Source organism: Streptomyces sp. NPDC055815, assembly GCF_053616475.1.
The window spans coordinates 46,376-68,746 of the sequence record NZ_JBSHDU010000019.1 but is presented as its reverse complement, the minus strand read 5'-3'; the positions used below and the strand labels follow the sequence as shown (position 1 = coordinate 68,746).

General features: G+C 69.5%; 18 protein-coding genes. 6 read left to right on the top strand and 12 right to left on the bottom strand.

Annotation, left to right across the window (positions count from 1 at the left end; translation table 11 throughout):
* Positions 1–32 precede the first annotated feature (32 nt).
* From prcB to arc, 5 genes are all read right to left on the bottom strand, one after another.
* Positions 33–872: a proteasome subunit beta gene (gene prcB / locus ACWGN5_RS15065; RefSeq protein WP_453514958.1), complete on the bottom strand. Its 840-nt coding sequence runs from the start codon at positions 870–872 to the stop codon at positions 33–35.
* Positions 824–1,057 carry an endonuclease VII domain-containing protein gene (locus ACWGN5_RS15060; RefSeq protein ID WP_453514955.1) on the bottom strand — a complete coding sequence of 78 codons (234 nt, stop codon included), beginning with the start codon at positions 1,055–1,057 and terminating at the stop codon, positions 824–826. Before ACWGN5_RS15060 ends, prcB begins: the two co-directional genes overlap by 49 nt.
* Positions 1,058–1,476: 419 nt before the next feature.
* Positions 1,477–1,689 carry a ubiquitin-like protein Pup gene (locus ACWGN5_RS15055; protein ID WP_015032443.1) on the bottom strand — a complete coding sequence of 71 codons (213 nt, stop codon included), beginning with the start codon at positions 1,687–1,689 and terminating at the stop codon, positions 1,477–1,479.
* 184 nt (positions 1,690–1,873) lie between these two features.
* Complete coding sequence (gene dop, locus ACWGN5_RS15050; RefSeq protein WP_453514953.1) at positions 1,874–3,385, bottom strand: depupylase/deamidase Dop; 1,512 nt, start codon at positions 3,383–3,385, stop codon at positions 1,874–1,876.
* Between the two features lie 189 nt (positions 3,386–3,574).
* Positions 3,575–5,341 carry a proteasome ATPase gene (arc, locus tag ACWGN5_RS15045; protein ID WP_369143290.1) on the bottom strand — a complete coding sequence of 589 codons (1,767 nt, stop codon included), beginning with the start codon at positions 5,339–5,341 and terminating at the stop codon, positions 3,575–3,577.
* A gap of 240 nt (positions 5,342–5,581) precedes the next feature.
* Between arc and ACWGN5_RS15040 the strand changes: the two genes are divergently transcribed.
* Positions 5,582–5,893: a ferredoxin gene (locus ACWGN5_RS15040; RefSeq protein ID WP_086831784.1), complete on the top strand. Its 312-nt coding sequence runs from the start codon at positions 5,582–5,584 to the stop codon at positions 5,891–5,893.
* A gap of 49 nt (positions 5,894–5,942) precedes the next feature.
* On the opposite strand, the gene ACWGN5_RS15035 is transcribed toward ACWGN5_RS15040, so the two are convergent.
* The 3 genes from ACWGN5_RS15035 to ACWGN5_RS15025 all read right to left on the bottom strand — a co-directional run bounded on the left by ACWGN5_RS15035 (position 5,943) and on the right by ACWGN5_RS15025 (position 8,766).
* Positions 5,943–6,521 (bottom strand): hypothetical protein, encoded by a 579-nt coding sequence (locus ACWGN5_RS15035; RefSeq protein WP_453514951.1) that lies wholly within the window; start codon positions 6,519–6,521, stop codon positions 5,943–5,945.
* Between the two features lie 204 nt (positions 6,522–6,725).
* Positions 6,726–7,613 (bottom strand): tRNA (adenine-N1)-methyltransferase, encoded by an 888-nt coding sequence (locus ACWGN5_RS15030; RefSeq protein ID WP_015032448.1) that lies wholly within the window; start codon positions 7,611–7,613, stop codon positions 6,726–6,728.
* Between the two features lie 19 nt (positions 7,614–7,632).
* A complete protein-coding gene (locus ACWGN5_RS15025; RefSeq protein ID WP_453515035.1) occupies positions 7,633–8,766 on the bottom strand; it encodes a site-2 protease family protein in 1,134 nt (377 codons plus the stop codon).
* A 236-nt stretch (positions 8,767–9,002) separates the two neighbouring features.
* On the opposite strand from ACWGN5_RS15025, the gene ACWGN5_RS15020 reads away from it, so the two are divergent.
* Together ACWGN5_RS15020 and ACWGN5_RS15015 are read left to right on the top strand one after the other, a co-directional pair.
* Complete coding sequence (locus tag ACWGN5_RS15020) at positions 9,003–9,905, top strand: RecB family exonuclease (protein ID WP_453514948.1); 903 nt, start codon at positions 9,003–9,005, stop codon at positions 9,903–9,905.
* Positions 9,906–9,953: 48 nt separating this feature from the next.
* Positions 9,954–10,631 carry a response regulator gene (locus ACWGN5_RS15015; protein ID WP_030691890.1) on the top strand — a complete coding sequence of 226 codons (678 nt, stop codon included), beginning with the start codon at positions 9,954–9,956 and terminating at the stop codon, positions 10,629–10,631.
* 69 nt (positions 10,632–10,700) lie between these two features.
* On the opposite strand, the gene ACWGN5_RS15010 is transcribed toward ACWGN5_RS15015, so the two are convergent.
* The 4 genes from ACWGN5_RS15010 to metH all read right to left on the bottom strand — a co-directional run bounded on the left by ACWGN5_RS15010 (position 10,701) and on the right by metH (position 18,735).
* Positions 10,701–12,284, bottom strand: a complete 1,584-nt coding sequence (locus ACWGN5_RS15010; protein WP_453514946.1) for an ABC transporter substrate-binding protein — start codon at positions 12,282–12,284, stop codon at positions 10,701–10,703.
* Positions 12,285–12,350: 66 nt separating this feature from the next.
* Positions 12,351–13,940 (bottom strand): ABC transporter substrate-binding protein, encoded by a 1,590-nt coding sequence (locus tag ACWGN5_RS15005; protein ID WP_453514943.1) that lies wholly within the window; start codon positions 13,938–13,940, stop codon positions 12,351–12,353.
* Between the two features lie 444 nt (positions 13,941–14,384).
* Positions 14,385–15,083 (bottom strand): HAD family hydrolase, encoded by a 699-nt coding sequence (locus ACWGN5_RS15000; RefSeq protein ID WP_453514942.1) that lies wholly within the window; start codon positions 15,081–15,083, stop codon positions 14,385–14,387.
* A 139-nt stretch (positions 15,084–15,222) separates the two neighbouring features.
* On the bottom strand, positions 15,223–18,735 hold the full coding sequence (gene metH, locus ACWGN5_RS14995; protein WP_453514940.1) for a methionine synthase: 3,513 nt from the start codon (positions 18,733–18,735) through the stop codon (positions 15,223–15,225).
* Positions 18,736–18,979: 244 nt separating this feature from the next.
* Here metH and ACWGN5_RS14990 point away from each other — a divergent pair, with 244 nt between their 5' ends.
* The 3 genes from ACWGN5_RS14990 to glpK all read left to right on the top strand — a co-directional run bounded on the left by ACWGN5_RS14990 (position 18,980) and on the right by glpK (position 22,367).
* Entirely contained in the window at positions 18,980–19,744 is a 765-nt protein-coding gene (locus ACWGN5_RS14990; RefSeq protein WP_453514939.1) for an IclR family transcriptional regulator, read from the top strand.
* 302 nt (positions 19,745–20,046) lie between these two features.
* Positions 20,047–20,805, top strand: coding sequence for an MIP/aquaporin family protein (locus ACWGN5_RS14985; RefSeq protein WP_453514936.1), 759 nt, complete (start codon positions 20,047–20,049; stop codon positions 20,803–20,805).
* A gap of 35 nt (positions 20,806–20,840) precedes the next feature.
* Complete coding sequence (gene glpK / locus ACWGN5_RS14980) at positions 20,841–22,367, top strand: glycerol kinase GlpK (RefSeq protein ID WP_369143303.1); 1,527 nt, start codon at positions 20,841–20,843, stop codon at positions 22,365–22,367.
* Positions 22,368–22,371 lie beyond the last annotated feature (4 nt).

The following is a 22,371-nucleotide window of genomic DNA, read 5'->3' as shown; positions in this document are numbered from 1 at the left end:
CGGTCTGAAGGGCTTCTACGGGCGAGGGACGGTCAGAGCAGGGCGGCGCGCGGCCCGTCGGGCTGCTCGAGACGCCGCTCGGTGACCGACCGGGCGAGCTCGGAGGACTCCGCCTCGCTGAGCCTGCGGAAGCCCTCGTCGGTGATGACGGTGACGATCGGGAAGATCCGGCGGGCCATGTCGGGACCGCCGGTCGCCGAGTCGTCGTCCGCCGCGTCGTACAGCGCCTGCACCACCAGAGTGGTGGCCTGCTCCTCGGTCAGGTCGGCGCGGTACAGCTTCTTCATCGAACCGCGCGCGAAGATCGAGCCGGAGCCGGTGGCGGCGAAGCCGTGCTCCTCGGAGCGGCCGCCGGTCACGTCGTACGAGAAGATCCGGCCCTTCTCCTTGCCCTCGTCCCAGCCCGCGAAGAGCGGCACGACGGCGAGCCCCTGCATGGCCATGCCCAGGTTGCCCCGGATCATGGTGGAGAGACGGTTCGCCTTGCCCTCCAGGGAGAGCGTCGCGCCCTCCACCTTCTCGAAGTGCTCCAGCTCCAGCTGGAACAGCTTGACCATCTCCACGGCGAGGCCGGCGGTGCCGGCGATGCCGACGGCGGAGTACTCGTCGGCGGGGAACACCTTCTCGATGTCCCGCTGCGCGATCATGTTCCCCATGGTCGCCCGCCGGTCACCGGCGAGCACGACCCCGCCGGGGAACGTGGCGGCCACAATGGTCGTGCCGTGCGGCGCCTCGACGATCCCCTCGGGGAGCTTCCGGTTGCCCGGGAGCATCTCCGGCGAGTGATCGGCCAGGAAGTCCATGAAGGACGAGGACCCCGGCGTCAGGAAGGCTGCCGGTAGACGCCCTGTGCTACGAGTGTTGGGTTCCACAGGTTTCCTTCCACGTATGCGGCCGCACGCCTCATGACATCCGGCCGATCCTTGAACTGCCCCAGCGCCGCGTTGCAGCTGAAGCACAGCACGCCTCGGACCTTACCCGTCTGATGATCGTGATCCACATGCTCCGCCGGACCTTCCTGGCAGATCACGCAGACACCGCCCTGGTCGGCGATCATCTGGTCGCGTTCGGCTTCGGTGATGCCGTACTTGCGTTTGAAGTACGAGGCGCGATTGCGCTGCGCCCGGCGCTCCCGGCATTAGCTCGCCCATCCGTCCGAGCTGGTCTTGTTCCGCTCCCACTCGGAGTGCGGCTTCGTCTCCTCGCATGGGGGACACCGCTTGTGGCCGCGCGGCACGTCACCTCGCTTCCGAACGGTCTTGCCCAAGACCGCCCGCTTCCGCCGGTAGTGCTCCGCGCTGTACGCAGCGACGCACTCCCGGCAGCGCGGCTGTAAACCATCGCCACGGTTGCGGTCGTTCGCGAAACCGCCGACCGGCAGATCCCGACCGCAACCCCGACAATGCTTGACCGCTTCGGCCACACTCCCCCCTTACCGCCACCTTCGATTCGAAGGTCAGGCGACCCCAGGGGCGGTCACTCGCCACCTTTTTGCACGAATGACCTGACGAAATCCTCAGCGTTCTCCTCGAGTACGTCGTCGATCTCGTCCAGGACGGAGTCCACGTCGTCGCTCAGCTTCTCCTGGCGTTCCTTGAGGTCGGAGCTCGCCTCCGTGGTGGTCTCCTCGACCTCCTCCGTGGATCGCGTCGCCTTCTGCTGTCCGCCGCCGGTGTCCTTGGTCGCCATATCCCTCACCCCGCTCGAATCGGCCCGCTCGGTTGAGTCCGTACAAGATCAGACCCTATAGGTCGGGTCTGACTTCGGCCCCGCAGTTTCCACAACGCCCGGGCACTGATTCCATGATTCCCAGTGCCGGGGTATTTCAGGCCCCCGCCGAGGCCCCGTTTCGGCCCCTGGTTCAGCCCCCGGTTCAGCCGCCGGAAAGCACCCGCACCAGTTCCTCCGCCGTCCGGCAGCGGTCCAGGAGCGATTTCACGTGCGCCTTGGTGCCGCGCAGCGGCTCCAGGGTCGGGACGCGCTGGAGGGAGTCCCGGCCGGGCAGGTCGAAGATCACCGAGTCCCAGGAGGCCGCGGCGACGTCGTCGGCGTACTGCTCCAGGCAGCGGCCCCGGAAGTAGGCCCTGGTGTCCTCCGGAGGCGCCGTCTCGGCCCGTTCGACCTCGGTCTCGTCCAGGAGCCGCTTCATGCGCCCACGCGCCACCAGGCGGTTGTAGAGGCCCTTGTCGGGGCGTACGTCCGCGTACTGGAGGTCCACCAGGTGCAGCCGTGCCGCGTCCCAGTCCAGGCCGTCGCGGCGCCGGTAGCCCTCCATGAGCTCCCGCTTGGCGACCCAGTCCAGCTCGCCGGCGAGGCTCATGGGGTCGGTCTCCAGGCGGCCCAGGGTGTCCTCCCAGCGGGACAGGACGTCCTTGGTCTGCTCGTCCGCGTCGTCGCCGTACCGCTCCTCCACGTACTTCCTGGCCAGCTCGAAGTACTCCATCTGAAGCTGGACCGCGGTGAGCGTCCGGCCGCTGCGGAGCGTGATCAGGTACTGGAGCGTCGGGTCGTGGGAGACCTGGTGCAGGGTGCGGACCGGCTGGTCGACGGCGAGGTCGACGGTGATGAAGCCGTCCTCGATCATCGAGAGCACGAGGGCGGTGGTGCCGAGCTTGAGGTAGGTGGAGATCTCCGAGAGGTTCGCGTCGCCGATGATCACGTGCAGGCGGCGGTACTTCTCGGCGTCGGCGTGCGGCTCGTCCCGGGTGTTGATGATGGGCCGCTTGAGCGTCGTCTCCAGGCCGACCTCGACCTCGAAGTAGTCGGCGCGCTGGCTGAGCTGGAAGCCGTTCTCCCGACCGTCCTGGCCGATGCCGACCCGTCCCGCGCCGGTCACGACCTGGCGGGAGACGAAGAAGGGGGTCAGGTGGCGCACGATGTCCGAGAAGGGGGTCTCCCGCTTCATCAGGTAGTTCTCGTGCGTGCCGTAGGAGGCGCCCTTGTTGTCGGTGTTGTTCTTGTAGAGGTGGATGGGCTGGGCCCCGGGGAGCTGGGCGGCGCGCTCGGCCGCCTCCGCCATGATCCGTTCGCCGGCCTTGTCCCAGAGGACGGCGTCGCGCGGGTTGGTGACCTCGGGCGCGCTGTACTCGGGGTGGGCGTGGTCCACGTAGAGCCGGGCTCCGTTGGTGAGGATCACGTTGGCGAGGCCGATGTCCTCGTCGGTGAGCTGGCTGGAGTCGGCGGCCTCGCGGGCGAGGTCGAAGCCGCGGGCGTCCCGCAGCGGGTTCTCCTCCTCGAAGTCCCAGCGGGCGCGGCGCGCCCGGTGCATCGCCGCCGCGTAGGCGTTGACGATCTGGGACGAGGTGAGCATGGCATTGGCGTTCGGGTGTCCCGGGACGGAGATCCCGTACTCCGTCTCGATGCCCATTACTCGCCGTACGGTCATGCGGCCCTCCTTGCCCGGCGGCGCTCACTGTGCGCGACTCGGCGGTACCGATGAGCCTAGAGCGGCTCCGCGCTGGTGGGGAGATCAGTTGCAGTATTTCCTGTTTCCCTGTGATGCCGGGGGAAATGCTGGATGGAATGCGTCGGCTGCGGATGCCCGGTTTCCGGACATCCGCAGCCGGTGGGCGTTTTACAGGTACTGACCGGTATTGGCCACCGTGTCGATGGAGCGTCCGGTGTCCGCGCCCTGCTTTCCGGTGACGAGTGTGCGGATGAACACGATCCGCTCGCCCTTCTTTCCGGAGATCCGGGCCCAGTCGTCGGGGTTGGTGGTGTTGGGCAGGTCCTCGTTCTCCTTGAACTCGTCCACGCACGCCTGGAGGAGGTGGGAGACCCGGATGCCCTTCTGGTTGTGGTCGAGGAAGGCCTTGATGGCCATCTTCTTGGCCCGGTCGACGATGTTCTGGATCATCGCGCCGGAGTTGAAGTCCTTGAAGTACAGGACTTCCTTGTCGCCGTTGGCGTACGTGACTTCGAGGAAGCGGTTCTCCTCGGATTCGGCGTACATCTGCTCGACGACTGACTGGATCATTCCGTGGGCGGCGGCGGCCTTCGAGCCGCTGTGCTCGGAGATGTCGTCCGCGTGCAGCGGCAGGTTGGCCGTGAGGTACTTCGCGAAGATGTCCTTCGCGGCCTCCGCGTCCGGACGCTCGATCTTGATCTTGACGTCGAGCCGGCCGGGCCGCAGGATCGCGGGGTCGATCATGTCCTCGCGGTTGGAGGCGCCGATGACGATGACGTTCTCCAGGCCTTCCACGCCGTCGATCTCGGCGAGCAGCTGCGGGACGATGGTGTTCTCCACGTCCGAGCTGACACCGGAGCCGCGGGTGCGGAAGAGGGATTCCATCTCGTCGAAGAAGACGATGACGGGGGTGCCCTCGCTCGCCTTCTCCCGGGCACGCTGGAAGACGAGGCGGATGTGCCGCTCGGTCTCGCCGACGTACTTGTTGAGGAGCTCGGGGCCCTTGATGTTGAGGAAGTAGGACTTCCCCGCGGGCTGGCCGGTCACCTCGGCGACCTTCTTGGCCAGGGAGTTGGCCACGGCCTTCGCGATCAGCGTCTTGCCGCAGCCGGGCGGGCCGTAGAGCAGGATGCCCTTGGGCGGCCGCAGTTCGTGCTCCTTGAAGAGGTCCGGGTAGAGGTAGGGGAGCTCGACCGCGTCGCGGATCAGCTCGATCTGGTTGCCCAGACCGCCGATCTTGTCGTAGTCGACGTCCGGGACCTCTTCCAGAACGAGCTCTTCGACCTCGCTCTTGGGGACCACCTCGTAGACGTAGCCGGACCTGGAGTCGAGCAGCAGGGCGTCGCCGGCGCGGATGGTGACGTCCAGCAGAGGCTCGGCGAGCCTCACCACCCGCTCCTCGTCGGTGTGCCCCACCACCAGGGCGCGCTCGCCGTCCTCGAGGATCTCCTTGAGGGTGACGATGTCCCCGGCGCGCTCGAACTCCATGGCCTCGACCACGTTGAGCGCTTCGTTGAGCATGACTTCCTGGCCGCGCTTGAGCTCTTCGAGCTCGATGCTCGGGCTGACGTTCACCCGGAGCTTGCGGCCCCCGGTGAAGATGTCGCACGTGCCGTCCTCGTTCGCCTGCAGGAAGACACCGAAGCCGGCCGGCGGCTGCGCGAGCCGGTCGACCTCCTCCTTGAGGGCCACGATCTGGTCGCGGGCCTCACGGAGCGTGTTCGCCAGACGTTCGTTCTGCGCGGACACGCCGGCCAGGTTGGTCTGCAGCTCGACGATCCGCTCTTCGAGAATCCTCGTGTGGCGCGGAGAGTCGGCGAGCTTGCGGCGCAGGACGGCGATTTCCTGCTCGAGATAGGCAACCTGACCGGCGGGGTCTTCAGACCCCCGCCCCGGCCGGATGCCGCGGTTGATGTCGTCGTCGTGGGCTGCCACGGTCCTCACCTCCTCCAAGGGGAGCTGGACGCTTCCTGACCCTACCTGCGTGGGTGGTGATTGAAACCCCTAGATCAAAAAGACTCCGGGGTGTGTCCGATCTTCACCCTTGCGCTTCCCCTCTCGCCAGGGGAATACCCACCCTTCACCGCTTGAAAGCGGGCGGTTGTATGGTCGTCATTGGTCAACACCCGTCAGGGGTGGCCCGACTTATCGCGCGAAGCAGAAACGGCAGGAGATATGACCGTGCAGCACGAGGCCCCGGCGACGGGCGCCGAGGAGGCGCTGGAGGTCTGGATCGATCAGGACCTGTGCACCGGGGACGGGATCTGCGCGCAGTACGCTCCCGAGGTCTTCGAGCTCGACATCGACGGGCTCGCGTATGTGAAGAGCGCGGACGACGAGCTGCTGCAGGACGCGGGTGCCACGACGCCGGTGCCGCTGCCGCTGCTCCAGGACGTGGTGGACTCCGCGAAGGAGTGCCCGGGCGACTGCATCCATGTGCGCCGGGTCGCGGACAAGGTCGAGGTGTACGGCCCCGACGCCGAGTGACGGCCGGGTCCCGGGGCCCCGGGCGGGCCCTGGGGCCCGAGGACGCCCCCTAGACGCTGCGGGCGTCCGTCTGGTCGCCGCGGACGAAGGCGCCGCCCTGCCAGCGCCAGCTGACCTGCTCCTTCTCGTCGGGGCAGCAGCTGGGCACCTCGGGGGACGAGTAGCCGAGCAGGGTGGCGCGCACGGCCCCGTCGCGTACGGCGAGCTCGGTGACGCTCCGGTGCTGGTCGGGTGCGACGAGCGTGGCGACCACGCGCGCGGGGCTGCCGTTCTCCTTGCCGCGGGTGAGGACGTAGACGCCGCTCGGCGGGGTGCCGGAGCCGGCTTCGCAGTGCACGACCGCGATCGTCTCGGGGTTCCCGTCGCCGTCGAGGTCTCCGGTGGCCCGCTTCGCGACCGTACGGGGGCCTCCGCCGCATTCCAGGGGGTAGTCGGCTCCGGCGGCCTCGGGGGCGGGTGCCGGGCGCGGGGCGGCGGCCGTGGTGCCGGCGGCTCCGGCGGGGCCGGGCTGGAGCAGTCCGGCGAGGGCGACGACCGCGGCGGTCGCGGTGGCGGTGGCCAGCCAGTGGGCCGGCCGGGCGTCGGTGTGGGCGAGGTCCGCGAGGTCCGGGGCGGCGGAGTGCTGCACGCGAGACGTCTCCTGTGGGGTGGTGCGACGGGGTTCCCGGCATCGTGCCACACGTCACAGGGGGACGGAACAGCTGGGGTGGAGCTCGGTGAACATGGGGACGCCGCCGCCGAGTTCCCTCCCGCGGGCGGGGAACTCGACAGCGGCGTGCTGTGAATGTCGGAACGTCAGCCGTCGGTACGGGGACCGGGCCGCGTTTCGGGACTAGCCCTTGTTGGGGCCCTCGTAGTCCTCGCCGTAGGCGCCCTTGGCGGGGCGGCGGCGACGCATCGGGGGCTCGACCCCGTCCGCGAGGCGACGGGCGGTGACGAGGAAGCCGGTGTGGCCGATCATGCGGTGATCGGGGCGGACGGCGAGGCCCTCGACGTGCCAGTTGCGGATCATGGACTCCCAGGGCTGCGGCTCGGCGTAGCAGCCGAACTCGCGGATGGACTCCACGGTGCGGGCGAGCTGGGTGGTGGTGGCCACGTAGCAGCAGAGGATGCCGCCGGGGACCAGGGCCTTGGAGACGGCCTCCAGGCACTCCCAGGGGGCGAGCATGTCCAGGATGACGCGGTCGACGTCGGTGTCGGACAGGTTGTCCTGGAGGTCGCCGACGGTCAGCTGCCAGGCCGGGTGGGGGCCGCCGAAGTAGCGCTCGACGTTGCCCTTCGCGATCTCGGCGAAGTCCTCGCGGCGCTCGTAGGAGTGCAGCATGCCGCTGTCTCCGATGGCGCGCAGGAGGAAGCTGCTCAGCGATCCCGAGCCCACTCCGGCTTCCACGACGCGCGCGCCGGGGAAGATGTCGGCGAAGGCCAGGATCTGCCCCGCGTCCTTGGGGTAGACCACGGCGGCGCCGCGGGGCATGGACAGGACGTAGTCGGGGAGCAGGGGGCGCAGCGCGAGGTAGGCGACGTTTCCGGTGGTACGGACAACGCTGCCCTCGGGGGCGCCGATCAGTTCGTCGTGCGGGAAAGAACCCTTGTGGGTGTGGAAGTTCTTTCCCTCTTCGAGCGTGAACGTGTAGTGACGGCCCTTGGGGTCGGTCAGCTGAACCTGGTCCCCGACCTTGAAGGGCCCGCGTCGGCGGGCGGCACCGGTCGGTTCGGACATGTGAACAACCATACCGGCCTCACGCGGACGGTCGTGCCATGGCCTTGACGAAGGCGCGCTCGACGTCGGTGGTGGCGAGGACGCCGTAGATCTCGCCGGTCTCCTCGATGACGAGGTACTCGGTGGCGGGGCTGGCGCGGAGGTGGTCGAGGAGGGGCTGGCCGGTGAGTTCGGCGGGGACCCGCATGCCGTCGGTGAGGTCCTGGGCGAGGGTGCTGACGGCGACCCAGGGGCGGCGGTGCTGGGGTACGGCGGCGATGGCGGCCTCCCGGACGATGCCGGTGGGTTCGCCGGCGCCGTCGACGACGACGAGGGCGCGGGCGCCGGCCTCGTTGGCGCGGCGGAGGGCCTCGGAGAGCGGGGTGGTGGGTTCGACGGGGATGGCGCGGCGGGTGAGGGCGCGGGCGCGGAGCTCGGGGAGGTGCTCGCGGAGTCGGGCCATGCGGAGGCTGTTGCCGGCGCCGGTCCAGATGATGGCGGCGAGGATCGCGGCGAGGAGGGCGTCGGTGACGGTCTCGAAGCCGCTGATGTCGTCGGTGGAGTTGCCGAGGAGGCCGGTGCGGGTGAGCAGGGGCAGGCCGACGAGGACGAGGACGGCGAGGGCGCGGCCGACCCAGGCGGCGGCGATGGTGCCGCTCATGGGCTTGCCGGTGATCTTCCAGACGACGGCGCGGAGCATCCGGCCGCCGTCGAGGGGCAGGCCGGGGAGCAGGTTGAAGATCGCGACGATCAGGTTGGAGATCATCAGGCCGGCGAGGAGGACGCCGGGGACGGTGCCGGGCTCGACGGCGTACAGGGAGAGGTAGAACACGCCGGCGAGGACGAGGGAGAGGAGCGGGCCGACGAAGGCGAGGACGAATTCGCGGCCGGGGGTCTCGGTCTCCTTCTCGATCTCGGAGACGCCGCCGAAGAACTGGAGCTGGATGCGGCGCACCGGGAGTTTGAAGCGGAGCGCGGCGATGGTGTGGGCCAGTTCGTGGACGAGTACGGAGGCGTAGAAGGCGACGGCGAAGAAGAGGGAGACGAGGTAGCGGGCGGCGCCGAGCTCGGGCAGGACGCGGTCGATCTGGTCGCCGAAGACCCAGGTGATGAGGGCGGCGACGACGAACCAGCTGGGGGCGACGTAGACGGGCACGCCGAAGGGCCGTCCCATGAGGATCCCGCCGCCGGGCTCCTCGGTCCGCTGCGGCTTGGGCTCGTCCTGGTTCACGGGTTCCTTTCGTCGCGTGGTGTGACCCCGCGTCGGTGCGTCACGGTTCGATCATGCAGTGCGACGGGGTCCCAGGTCGATGGTATGCCGCCGGGTCCTGTCCGGTGGATCAGGGGCGGGCCCGCCGTGATGCGCCGGACGGCACCAGGTTGTCGGTGGCGGGTCGTAGGGTCTTCGTCATGAGTACGAGCGAGCAGGTGCCGGCGGAGCCGCGGGCGCCCATGTCGTTGTCGCCCTCGCGGGCGAGCGATTTCATGCAGTGTCCGCTGCTGTACCGGTTCCGGGTGATCGACCGGCTGCCGGAGAAGCCGAGTGCGGCGGCGACGCGGGGCACGCTGGTGCACGCGGTCCTGGAGCGGCTCTTCGACGATCCGGCGGCGGAGCGGACGGCGCCGCGGGCGAAGTCGATGGTGCCGGGCCAGTGGGACCGTCTTCTGGAGTCGAAGCCGGAGCTGGGTGAGCTGTTCGCGGAGGACGCGGACGGGGAGCGGCTGGCGGGCTGGCTGGCCGAGGCGGAGCAGCTGGTCGAGCGGTGGTTCACGCTGGAGGATCCGACGCGTCTGGAGCCGGCCGAGCGTGAGCTGTTCGTGGAGACGGAGCTGGAGTCGGGGCTGCGGCTGCGCGGGGTGATCGACCGGGTCGATGTGGCGCCCTCGGGCGAGGTGCGGATCGTCGACTACAAGACGGGGAAGGCGCCTCGGCCGGAGTACCGGGACGGCGCGCTGTTCCAGATGACGTTCTACGCGCTGGTGGTGTGGCGGCTGAAGCGGGTGATCCCGCGGCGGCTGCAGCTGGTGTACCTGGGCAGCGGGGAGGTGCTGACGTACGACCCGGTGGAGGCGGATCTGCTGCGGGCGGAGCGGAAGCTGCACGCGCTGTGGGACGCGATCCGGCTGGCGACGGAGTCGGGTGACTGGCGGCCGAGGCCGACGAAGCTGTGCGGCTGGTGCGACCATCAGGCGGTCTGTCCCGAGTTCGGCGGGACTCCCCCGGTGTATCCGTTGAAGATCGTTTCCGCGCGCCCGCCGGAGTCGGGTGAATCGGGGCAGGGCAGAATGGACCCGGCCCAGCCGTCTTCCTGAGCCCAGCCCCCGTGGAAGGGCTGAGCCCAGCCCCGTGAAGGAGCCCTTGTGACGATCCGCGTCCTGTTGGTCGACGATCAGCCGCTGCTGCGGACCGGCTTCCGGATGATTCTGGAGGCGGAGCAGGACATCGCGGTGGTGGGTGAGGCCGGGGACGGTCTGCAGGCGCAGGAGCAGGTGCGGGCGCTGCAGCCGGACGTGGTGCTCATGGACATCCGGATGCCGCGGATGGACGGGGTGGAGGCGACCCGGCAGATCACGGGTCCGGGGCGGGACGGTCCGGCGAAGGTGCTGGTCCTGACGACCTTCGATCTCGACGAGTACGTGGTGGAGGCGCTGCGGGCGGGGGCGAGCGGCTTCCTCCTGAAGGACGCTCCGGCGAACGAGCTGGTGCAGGCGATCCGGGTGGTGGCGGCGGGCGAGGCGATGCTGGCTCCGTCGATCACGCGGCGGCTGCTCGACAAGTACTCGGCGCATCTGCCGACGGGCGAGGAGCAGGTGCCGGACACGCTGAACACCTTGACCGACCGTGAGGTGGAGGTCCTGAAGCTGGTGGCGCGTGGTCTGTCGAACGCGGAGATCGCGGCGGACCTGTTCGTCAGCGAGACGACGGTGAAGACGCACGTGGGGCACGTGCTGACGAAGCTGGGCCTGCGGGACCGGGTGCAGGCCGCGGTGTACGCGTACGAGAGCGGTCTGGTGCGGCCGGGGGCCGGCGGCCAGTAGGCGCGGCGTGGACGGACGAGGGCCCGGTGCGCGGGGTGCGCACCGGGCCCTCGTGTGTGGAGCGGGGGGTCAGCCCTTGCGGATCTCCCAGAAGCGGAAGACGGTCGAGGCGTCGAGGGTCCATTCGAGGCCGGTGACGTCGTCGCGGGCGACGGCGTACTGCTTGCCCTGCCAGAGCGGGAGCACCGGGAGTTCCTCGGCGACGAGGTCCTGGAGCTTCCCGTACTCGTCGGCGGTGGCGGCGCGGTCGGCGATGCCGGCGGTCTTCGGGATGAGGGTGCCGGTGATGGCGCTGTTCTCGTAGTGGTTGCCGAGGACGTTGCCCTCGCCGAAGAAGGGGCTGGTGAAGTTGTCGGCGTCGGGGTAGTCGGGGACCCAGCCCTTGACGTAGACGCCGTACTTGCCGGCGGCGATGTCCTTCTCGTACTGCTCGAAGGCGACGGACTTGACGTCGGCGTCGAAGAGGCCGCTCGCGTTGAGCTGTTCGGCGATCGCCTTGAGCTCCTGGTCGGTGGCCGGGCCGTAGCGGCTGGGCGTGGACCAGAGGGTGAGCTTCACCTTGCCGGTGATGCCGGCGGCGCGGAGGGCCTTCTTCGCCTTGGCCTTGTCGGGGGTGCCGTAGGTGTCGAAGAAGGCGGTGTTGTGTCCGGCGATGCCGGCCGGGACGATCGAGTAGAGCGGGGTGGCCGTCGACTTGTAGACGTTCTCGACGAGGGCTTCGCGGTCGACGAGGTGGGCGATGGCCTTGCGGACGCCGAGCTTGCCGACGACCGGGTCCTTCACGTTGAAGACGAGGTGCTGGACCTCGGCGCTGCTGCCCTGGACGACCTCGACGCCCTTGTCCGACGTGGTGGCGGAGTTCTCGAGGGTGGCGATGTCGTCGGCGGAGAGGCCTCGGTAGGCGACGTCTATGTCGCCGTCGGCGAAGGCCTTGGAGAGCGCGGCGCGGTCGCCGCGGTAGAGCTTGAGGGTGACCGCGCTGTTCTTCGCCTTGGCGTTGCCCTTGTAGCCGGGGTTGGCGGAGAAGGTGGCCTCGCTGTCGCTGAAGGAGTCCAGCTTGTACGGGCCGGAGCCGGTGGCCTTGCCGTCGGTGCGCAGGGCGTCGGCGGGGTAGTCGCGGTGGTCGACGATCGAGCCGGCGCCGGAGGCGATCTTGCTGGGGAAGGTGGCGTCCGGGACCTTGAGGCGGAAGACGACGGTCCGCTCGTCGGGGGTCTCGATGGTGTCGATGGTGGAGAGCAGCGGCGCCGGGCCGGAGGGGTCCGCGATCTTGAGGGCCCGCTCGAAGGAGAACTTGACGTCCTCCGAGGTCAGCTTGTTGCCGTTGGAGAAGGTGAGGCCGTCGCGCAGGGTGCAGGTGTAGACCTTGCTGCCGGCGGAGAAGTCGCACTTGTCGGCGGCCTCGGGCTCGGGCTCGGAGCCGCCCTTGGGGAAGGCGAGGAGGGACTGGAAGACGTTGTTGAACAGCAGCCAGGAGCCGGGGTCGTAGCCGGCCGCGGGGTCGGTGGCGAGGATCTCGTCGGACATGCCGACGCGCACTCCGCCTCCGGGGCCTCCGGCGCCGCTTCCCTGCTCGGTGCCGCAGCCGCTGAGGAGGGCGGCGGACAGGCCGGCGGCGAGCGGGGCCGTCAGCCACTTGTTGGTTGCCTTCACAGAACTTGCCTCTTGATCTCTTGTCAGGCCGGCCGCGCGGGGCGCGCGGCCGGGACAACGAAGGGGTCAGGCGGTGCCGCGGCCCAGTTCCCACAGGAGCAGGTCGGAGGAGGTGTTGAGCGCGTACTCGACTCCGTTGAGGTCGTCGCGGGCGGCGACGTACTGCTTGCCCTGCCACAGCGGCAGGACGGGGACGTCCTCGGCGACGATCTTCTGGATCTGCGCGTAGACGGGGCTGGCGGCGTTGCGGTCGGCCTGGCGGCGCGAGCGCGGGATGAGCTTCTCGCGAACGGTCTTGTTCACGTAGGGGGTGTTGAGGAAGTTGTCGCTGTCGAGGAACGGCGCGATGTAGTTGTCCGGGTCCGGGTAGTCCGGGAACCAGCCGAGGCCGTAGACGGCGTAGTCGCCGCGCTTCTGGGCGGTGCGGAACGTGGACCACTCGGCGCCCTGGACGCTGGCGTCGAAGAGCTCGCTGGCGATGAGCTGCTTCTTGAGCGCCTCGAACTCCTGGGCGGTCTCGGCGCCGTAGTGGTCGGTGGTGTAGTTCAGGGTGACCTTGACCGGCGTCTTGACGCCCGCGTCCTTGAGGATCTTCGCGGCGCGGGCCGGGTCGGGCTCGCCGTACTCGTCGAAGAAGGGGGTGGCGTGGCCGGTGATGCTGGAGGGGATCAGCGAGTACAGCGGCTCGGCGGTGGGCCCGTAGACGAGGTTGACGAGGGCGCCGCGGTCGACGACGGCGGCCATGGCCTGGCGGACGGCCTTCTCCTGGACGGAGGGGGCCTTGGTGTTGAAGCCGAGGTAGCGGATCTCGAGGCCGGGGACCTCGGTGACGCGGATGCCGTCCTTGGGCGTCTCGGTGAGGTCCTTGATCTGCTTCTGCGACAGGGAGCGGGCCATCATGTCGATGCCGTCGCTCTCCAGGGCGGCGCCCATGGCGGCGGCGTCGGCGTAGGGGCGCAGCTCGACCTTGTCGTTGCGCAGGGTGATGTCGCCCTTGTAGGCGGGGTTCTTGGTGAAGACGAAGCGGGTGGCCTTGTCGCCCTCGCGCTCGACCTTCATGGTGTACGGGCCCGAGCCGTCGACGTCGAAGCCGTCGCGGAGCTTGTCGGCGGCGTACTTGTCCTTGCTGAGGATGCCGGCGACGGGGGTGGACAGCTTGTACGGGAAGGTGGCGTCGGGAGTCTTGAGGTGGAAGACGATCCCGTCGGTGCCCTGGGTCTCGACGGTGTCGATGTTCGCGAGGAGGGCGGCCGTGCCGTTGTCCGACTTGATCTTCAGGACGCGCTCGATCGAGTACTTGACGTCCTCGGCCGTGATGGGGGTGCCGTCGGCGAAGGTGAGGCCCTCGCGGAGCGTGCAGCGGTAGCTCTCGCTGGCCTTGTCCGTGAAGGCGCAGCTCTTGGCGGCCTCGGGGACGGGCTCGCCGCCGCCGCGGGGCACGTGCAGCAGGGTCTGGACGGTCTGGCGCAGGATGTTCCAGGCGCCGGTGTCGTAGGCGTAGGCCGGGTCGAGCGGGGCGGGGGCGTCCTCGGTGACGATGAACTGGTCCGTGGTGCCGACGGCTATCGCTCTGGCGTCCTCCCCGCCGCCGCAGGCGGCGAGCAGGGGGGCGAGCAGTCCGGCCACGGCCGGCAGCACCAGGGTCTTGCGGTTCATCAGGGACAGATCTCCTCATCCGGCACTGGGTACAGCGGTCAGTGGAACTCCGCCGCCTGCCGCCCGGTCGGGGCGGGAGCGATCGGGCCGGGTGTTGCGATCGGTCCTGTGTTCACGGCGGCTTGGGTATGCGCCGGTGCACGCGGATATGCGGCGAAGTACTCGCGAAAGATTAGTGCGCGGCGCCGGTATCACTTGACCGGGGCCGTGCGGGGGCGTAATCGAAGAGTGATCATGAATGCGTCGCTCTCGATATTCATGCGCCGGACGTTGGGGACGCCGATGACCCAATCGGGACACAGGGGGCGCCCAAACATCCGCTTTTGAGACACGGAACGAGAACGGGCCACCCACCGTCCGGCACTCTGAGTGACCAACGTCACGTAGGTGCTTTTCGATGAATGGCCCGCCGGCTTTCGCCGGATCGCTTTCCTCAGGTAAAGCTCAAATTCCCGTGATCAAGGTCCGCAGGAAGGGCACGTCGACCTCTTCGAGAGAGCGCACGACGACCCGGCCGGGGGACGGCGCGATCGGAGCGACGGAAGGCACCGCGACGACCCGGCAGCCGGCCGCCTCGGCGGCCGCCACACCGGTCGCGGTGTCCTCGATGACGGCGCAGAGCGCGGGGTCGGCGCCGACGCCCTGGGCGGCCGTCAGATAGGGCTCGGGGTGCGGCTTGGTGCGGACGACCTCGTCGCCGGCGACCGTCAGGGTGAAGCGGTCGCGGCCGAGCGAGGCGAGGACCCGGTCGATGATCCGCCGGTGCGAGGCGGAGACCAGGGCGGTGGGGATGGAGTGCTGCGCCAGCTCGGCGAGCAGCCGCTCGGCGCCCGGCATGAGGGGGACGCCGCGGTCGATGCGCTGCTCGAACTTCTCGTTGAGCAGGACGGTCAGCTCCTCGAGGGTGATGTCGGCGCCGGTGGACTCGATGAGGTAGCCCGCGCTGCGGGTCATCGGGCCGCCGACGACGACGTCCCGCCAGGCCTCGTCGAGGCGGTGTCCGAGGTCCGCGAAGACCTCGACCTCGGCGTCCCACCAGAACCCCTCCGTGTCGACGAGGGTCCCGTCCATGTCGAGGAAGACCGCCTGCAGGGCGGAGCTGCCGTTCGTACGGAACAGGGACGCGGGGACCGTACTGGTCATCCGGCACACCTCCATGGAGGGACGAGAAGGCCGGCCCCCCTCCCCGGTACGGGGAGGAAGACCGGCCTGCACTGGACCGACAAGTGTACGTCGCGATCACCGCGAACGCGTGGATTTACCGCGTGCGGTCACGCGGCGGTCACCGTGCGTTGAAGTACTTCGCCTCGGGGTGGTGGATGACGATGGCGTCGGTGGACTGCTCGGGGTGGAGCTGGAACTCCTCGGAGAGGTGGACGCCGATCCGCTCCGGCTGGAGCAGGTCCGCGATCTTCGCGCGGTCCTCCAGGTCGGGGCAGGCGCCGTAGCCCAGCGAGAAGCGGGCGCCGCGGTACTTCAGCGCGAACATGTCCTCGACGTCCGCCGGGTCCTCCCCGGCGAAGCCGAGCTCGGCGCGGACGCGGGCGTGCCAGTACTCGGCGAGGGCCTCGGCGAGCTGGACGGAGAGGCCGTGCAGCTCCAGGTAGTCGCGGTAGGAGTCGGACTCGAAGAGCTTGGCCGTGGCCTCGCCGATCTTCGAGCCGACGGTGACGACCTGGAGGCCGACGACATCGGTCTCGCCGGACTCCTCCGGGCGGAAGAAGTCCGCGAGGCAGAGGCGGCGGCCGCGGCGCTGGCGCGGGAAGGAGAACCGGGTCCGCTCGTTGCCCTCCTCGTCCAGGATGATCAGGTCGTCGCCCTTGGAGACGCAGGGGAAGTAGCCGTGGACGACGGCCGCCTCCAGGAGGTTCTCGGTGTGGAGGCGCTCCAGCCAGCCGCGCAGCCGCGGCCGGCCCTCGGTCTCCACGAGCTCCTCGTAAGCCGGTCCGTCGCCGGCCCGGTTCTGCTTGAGGCCCCACTGGCCCTTGAAGAGGGCGCCCTCGTCGAGCCAGGACGCGTAGTCCTTCAGCGGGATGCCCTTGACGACGCGGGTGCCCCAGAAGGGCGGGGTCGGCACCGGGTTGTCGGTGGCCACGTCGGAGCGGCCGCCGGGCTCCGGCTCCTCCACCTGGAGGGCGGCGGTGGCGGTCTTGGCGACCCGGCGCTGCTTCAGCTCGGGGAGTACGGCTCCGGGGACGCCGCGCTTGACGCCGATGAGGGCGTCCATGAGGCGCAGGCCCTCGAAGGCGTCGCGGGCGTAGCGGACCTCGCCCTGGTAGATCTCGTGGAGGTCCTGCTCGACGTAGGCGCGGGTGAGGGCGGCGCCGCCGAGGATCACCGGGTACTTGGCGGCCAGCTCGCGCTGGTTCAGCTCCTCCAGGTTCTCCTTCATGATCACGGTGGACTTCACGAGGAGGCCGGACATGCCGATGACGTCGGCGTTGTGCTCCTCGGCTGCCTCCAGGATCGCGGAGACGGGCTGCTTGATGCCGATGTTGACGACGTTGTAGCCGTTGTTGGAGAGGATGATGTCGACGAGGTTCTTGCCGATGTCGTGGACGTCGCCGCGGACGGTGGCCAGCACGATCGTGCCCTTGCCGTCGGCGTCCGACTTCTCCATGTGCGGTTCGAGGAAGGCGACGGCCGTCTTCATGACCTCGGCGGACTGGAGCACGAACGGCAGCTGCATCTGGCCGGAGCCGAACAGCTCGCCGACGGTCTTCATGCCGTCGAGGAGGGTGTCGTTGACGATGTCGAGGGCCGGGCGGGTCTCCAGGGCCTCGTCGAGGTCGGCCTCCAGGCCGTTCTTCTCGCCGTCGACGATGCGGCGCTTGAGGCGCTCCTCCAGGGGCAGCGCGAGCAGCTCCTCGGCCTTCCCCGCCTTGAGGGACTTCGCGGTCGCGCCCTCGAAGAGGGCCATCAGCTTCTGCAGCGGGTCGTAGCCCTCGGCACGCCGGTCGTAGATCAGGTCGAGGGCGGTGGTGACCTGCTCCTCGTCGAAGCGGGCGATGGGCAGGATCTTCGAGGCGTGGACGATCGCCGAGTCGAGGCCCGCCTTGACGCACTCGTCGAGGAAGACCGAGTTGAGGAGGATGCGGGCGGCCGGGTTGAGGCCGAAGGAGATGTTCGAGAGGCCCAGCGTGGTCTGGACGTCCGGGTGGCGCCGCTTCAGCTCGCGGATCGCCTCGATGGTGGCGATGCCGTCCTTCCGCGACTCCTCCTGGCCCGTACAGATGGTGAAGGTCAGGGCGTCGATGAGGATGTCCGACTCGTGGATGCCCCAGTTGCCGGTGAGGTCCTCGATGAGGCGCTCGGCGACGGCGACCTTGTGCTCGACCGTACGGGCCTGGCCCTCCTCGTCGATGGTGAGCGCGATGAGGGCGGCGCCGTGCTCCTGCGCCAGTCGGGTGACCTTAGCGAAGCGGGACTCGGGTCCGTCGCCGTCCTCGTAGTTGACCGAGTTGATGACGGCCCGGCCGCCGAGCTTCTCCAGACCGGCCCGCAGGACGTCCACCTCGGTGGAGTCGAGGACGATCGGGAGGGTGGAGGCGGTGGCGAAGCGGCCGGCGAGCTCCTCCATGTCGGCGACGCCGTCGCGGCCCACGTAGTCGACGCAGAGGTCGAGCATGTGCGCGCCCTCGCGGATCTGGTCGCGGGCCATCTCGACGCAGTCGTCCCAGCGGCCTTCGAGCATGGCCTCGCGGAACTTCTTCGAGCCGTTGGCGTTGGTCCGCTCGCCGATCGCCAGGTACGAGGTGTCCTGGCGGAACGGCACGGTCTGGTAGAGCGAGGCGGCGCCCGGCTCGGGGCGCGGGGAGCGCTCGGGCGGCGTGAGGCCCTGGACGCGCTCGACGACCTGGCGCAGGTGCTCGGGCGTGGAGCCGCAGCAGCCGCCGACCAGGGACAGGCCGTAGTCGCGGACGAAGTTCTCCTGCGCGTCGGCCATCTCGGAGGCGGTGAGCGGGAAGTACGCGCCGTCCTTGGTGAGCACGGGCAGGCCGGCGTTCGGCATGCACATGAGCGGCGTACGGGAGTGGCGGGCGAGGTAGCGCAGGTGCTCGCTCATCTCGGCCGGGCCGGTGGAGCAGTTCAGGCCGATCAGGTCGATGCCGAGGGGCTCCAGGGCGGTCAGCGCGGCGCCGATCTCGGAGCCGAGCAGCATGACGCCGGTGGTCTCGAAGGCCAGGGAGCAGATCAGGGGGACGTCCACGCCCAGGGCGTCCATGGCGCGGCGCGCGCCGATGAGGCTGGACTTGGTCTGGAGGAGGTCCTGGGTCGTCTCGACGATCAGGGCGTCGGCGCCGCCGGCGAGGAGGCCCTCGGCGTTCTGCTGGTAGCCGTCGCGCAGCACGTCGTACGCGATGTGGCCGAGCGAGGGCAGCTTGGTGCCGGGGCCGATGGAGCCGAGGACCCAGCGCTGGCGGCCGTCCTTCGCGCCGAACTCGTCGGCGACCTCGCGGGCGATCCGGGCGCCGGCCTCGGAGAGCTCGAAGATCCGGTCGGCGATCTCGTACTCGCCGGCGGCCGAGTGGTTGGAGCCGAACGTGTTGGTCTCGACGCAGTCGACGCCGACCTCGAAGTACGCCTCGTGCACCGAACGGACGATGTCGGGCCGGGTGACGTTGAGGATCTCGTTGCATCCTTCGAGGTTCTGGAAGTCCTCGAGGGTGGGGTCCTGGGCCTGCAGCATGGTGCCCATCGCTCCGTCGGCGACGACGACTCGACTGGCGAGTGCCTCGCGGAGGGCGGCGGCGCGGTTCCGGCTGTCAGCGGAAGGGGTCGGCAACGAGGCCATGGATGAGCTCCCTGGAATGCGACGGCTGTCGGCTTTGCACCCTCGGGGGAGGGTGCACGGGGCCAGCGTAACCGCGTGCGGGCCGGGGTGGACACGGCGTCCCACGGGCCGGACGGCATCCTTTGTGCGGGGACTCCCGGTCCTGCCCCTCCTTGGCCGACACTGTGTGGTGTGACGCAAGGTCGGCATCGACCGATAGTGTTCAGCATTGTCGAACAGTGTGAGAAGGGTGAGGGGCCGGGCGATGGCGAAGAACATCCAGTCGCTTGAACGAGCGGCGGCCATGCTGCGACTGCTCGCGGGCGGCGAGCGCCGGCTCGGCCTGTCCGACATCGCGTCCTCGCTCGGGCTGGCCAAGGGGACGGCCCACGGCATCCTGCGCACCCTCCAGGCGGAGGGCTTCGTGGAGCAGGACGCGGCCTCGGGCCGCTACCAGCTGGGCGCCGAGCTGCTGCGGCTCGGCAACAGCTATCTGGACGTGCACGAGCTGCGGGCGCGCGCCCTGGTCTGGACGGACGACCTGGCCCGGTCCAGCGGCGAGAGCGTGCACCTGGGGGTGCTGCACCAGCGGGGCGTGCTGATCGTGCACCACGTCTTCCGGCCGGACGACAGCCGTCAGGTCCTGGAGGTGGGGGCCATGCAGCCGCTGCACTCCACGGCGCTCGGCAAGATCCTCTCGGCGTACGACCCGGTGGCGCACAGCGAGGTGCTGGAGGTCGAGCGGGAGGCGTTCACGCCCCGGACGACCACGGAGCTCGGCGACTTCGAGTCGCTGCTCGACATGACGCGGGCCCGCGGCTGGGCGGCGGACGTGGAGGAGACCTGGGAGGGCGTGGCGTCGGTGGCGGCGCCGATCCACGACCGGCGGCGGATGCCGGTGGGCGCGGTGGCGGTCACGGGCGCCGTGGAGCGGGTCTGCCCGGGCGGGGAGCTGCGTCCGGAGCTGGTGGCCGCGGTGCGGGACTGCGCCCGCGCGGTCTCCCGTGACCTGGGGGCCGGGCGCTTCTGACCTCCCGCGGAGGCGTGGCCGACCACCCTCCGTACGGCTGCGTGCGGCAGCCCGTACAACTGAGTCGAACCCGCCGGTAACGATCGCGTCATCGGCGGGTTTTTCACTTCCCAGACCCTTGACGTGCTGTTAACCCGGGGGCAAAACTTCCGTTCATCGGTCGGCATTGTCGAACACCTAACGGCAATACGCGCTAAGGTGTGGCAGTGCCAAGGGCCGGCAACGCCCTCACACGAGGGCGCGGACCATCGGAGTGAACCCGTGGTTCGCCTTCCCCTGGACGAAGGACAAAGGAGTCGCGGGTGTCCAGCTCCGACATCTTCCTCGGCGAGACCATCGGTACCGCCGTACTCATTCTGCTCGGCGGCGGTGTGTGCGCCGCCGTCACGCTCAAGAGCTCCAAGGCCCGCAACGCGGGCTGGCTCGCGATCACCTTCGGGTGGGGCTTCGCCGTCATGACGGCCGTCTACATGACGGCTTCCCTCTCGGGCGCCCATCTGAACCCCGCCGTCACGGTCGGAATCGCGATCAAGGACGGGGACTGGAGCAACGTCCCGGTCTACATCGCCGGCCAGCTGCTCGGCGCGATGATCGGCGCGGCGCTGGTCTGGGTGGCCTACTACGGCCAGTTCCAGGCCCACCTCACGGACCCGGAGACCATCGGCGAGAAGCCGATCGAGGGCCCCGGCCCGGTGCTGGGCGTCTTCTCCACGGGCCCCGAGATCCGTAACACCTGGCAGAACCTGGCCACCGAGATCATCGGCACCGTCGTGCTGGTCCTGGCCGTGCTCACCCAGGGCCTCAACGACAGCGGCAAGGGCCTCGGCGTCATCGGCGCCCTGATCACCGCGTTCGTCGTGGTCTCCATCGGCCTCTCGCTCGGCGGCCCGACCGGTTACGCCATCAACCCGGCCCGTGACCTCGGCCCGCGCATCGTGCACGCCCTGCTCCCGCTGCCGAACAAGGGCGGCTCCGACTGGAGCTACGCCTGGATCCCGGTCGCCGGTCCGCTGATCGGTGGCGCCATCGCCGCGGGTATCTACAACATCGCGTTCGCCTGAGCCGTCCTTCTTCCAGACTTCCCTTGGAGCACACCGTGACCGACGCACACACCTCCGGCCCCTTCATCGCGGCCATCGACCAGGGCACCACCTCCTCGCGCTGCATCGTCTTCGACAAGGACGGCCGGATCGTCTCCGTCGACCAGAAGGAGCACGAGCAGATCTTCCCGAAGCCGGGCTGGGTCGAGCACGACGCCGCCGAGATCTGGACCAACGTCCAGGAGGTCGTCGCCGGCGCGCTGGAGAAGGCGAACATCACCGCCGCCGACGTCAAGGCCATCGGCATCACCAACCAGCGCGAGACCACGCTGCTCTGGGACAAGAACACCGGTGAGCCCGTCCACAACGCCCTCGTCTGGCAGGACACCCGCACCGACGCCCTCTGCAAGGAGCTCGGCCGCAACGTCGGCCAGGACCGCTTCCGCCGCGAGACCGGCCTGCCGCTCGCGAGCTACTTCTCCGGCCCGAAGGTCCGCTGGCTGCTCGACAACGTCGAGGGCCTGCGCGAGCGCGCCGAGCGCGGCGACATCCTCTTCGGCACCATGGACTCCTGGGTCATCTGGAACCTCACGGGCGGCGTCGACGGCGGCCACCACGTCACCGACGTCACCAACGCCTCCCGCACCATGCTGATGAACCTCCACACCATGGCCTGGGACGAGAAGATCCTGCAGTCCATGGAGATCCCGGCCACCGTGCTGCCGGAGATCCGCTCCTCCGCCGAGGTGTACGGCACGGTCAAGGGCGGCATCCTCGACGGCGTCCCGGTCGCCTCCGCGCTCGGCGACCAGCAGGCCGCCCTCTTCGGCCAGACGTGTTTCGCCGAGGGCGAGGCCAAGTCCACGTACGGCACCGGCACCTTCATGCTGATGAACACCGGTGACAAGATCATCAACTCCTACAGCGGCCTGCTGACCACGGTCGGCTACCAGATCGGCGACGCCAAGCCGGTCTACGCCCTGGAGGGCTCCATCGCCGTCACCGGCTCGCTGGTGCAGTGGATGCGCGACCAGATGGGCCTGATCAAGTCCGCCGCCGAGATCGAGACCCTCGCGTCCTCGGTCGAGGACAACGGCGGCGCCTACTTCGTGCCGGCCTTCTCCGGCCTGTTCGCCCCGTACTGGCGCTCCGACGCGCGCGGTGTCATCGCCGGCCTCACCCGGTACGTCACCAAGGCGCACATCGCCCGCGCCGTCCTGGAGGCCACCGCCTGGCAGACCCGCGAGATCACCGACGCCATGACGAAGGACTCCGGCGTCGAGCTGACCGCGCTCAAGGTCGACGGCGGCATGACCTCCAACAACCTGCTGATGCAGACCCTCTCGGACTTCCTGGACGCGCCCGTCGTGCGCCCCATGGTCGCCGAGACCACCTGCCTCGGCGCCGCCTACGCCGCCGGTCTGGCCGTCGGCTTCTGGCCGGACACCGACGCGCTGCGCGCCAACTGGCGCCGGGCGGCGGAATGGACCCCTCGCATGGACGCCGACAAGCGTGACAGCGAGTACAAGAGCTGGCTCAAGGCCGTTGAGCGGACCATGGGCTGGATCGAGGACGAGGAGTAATACG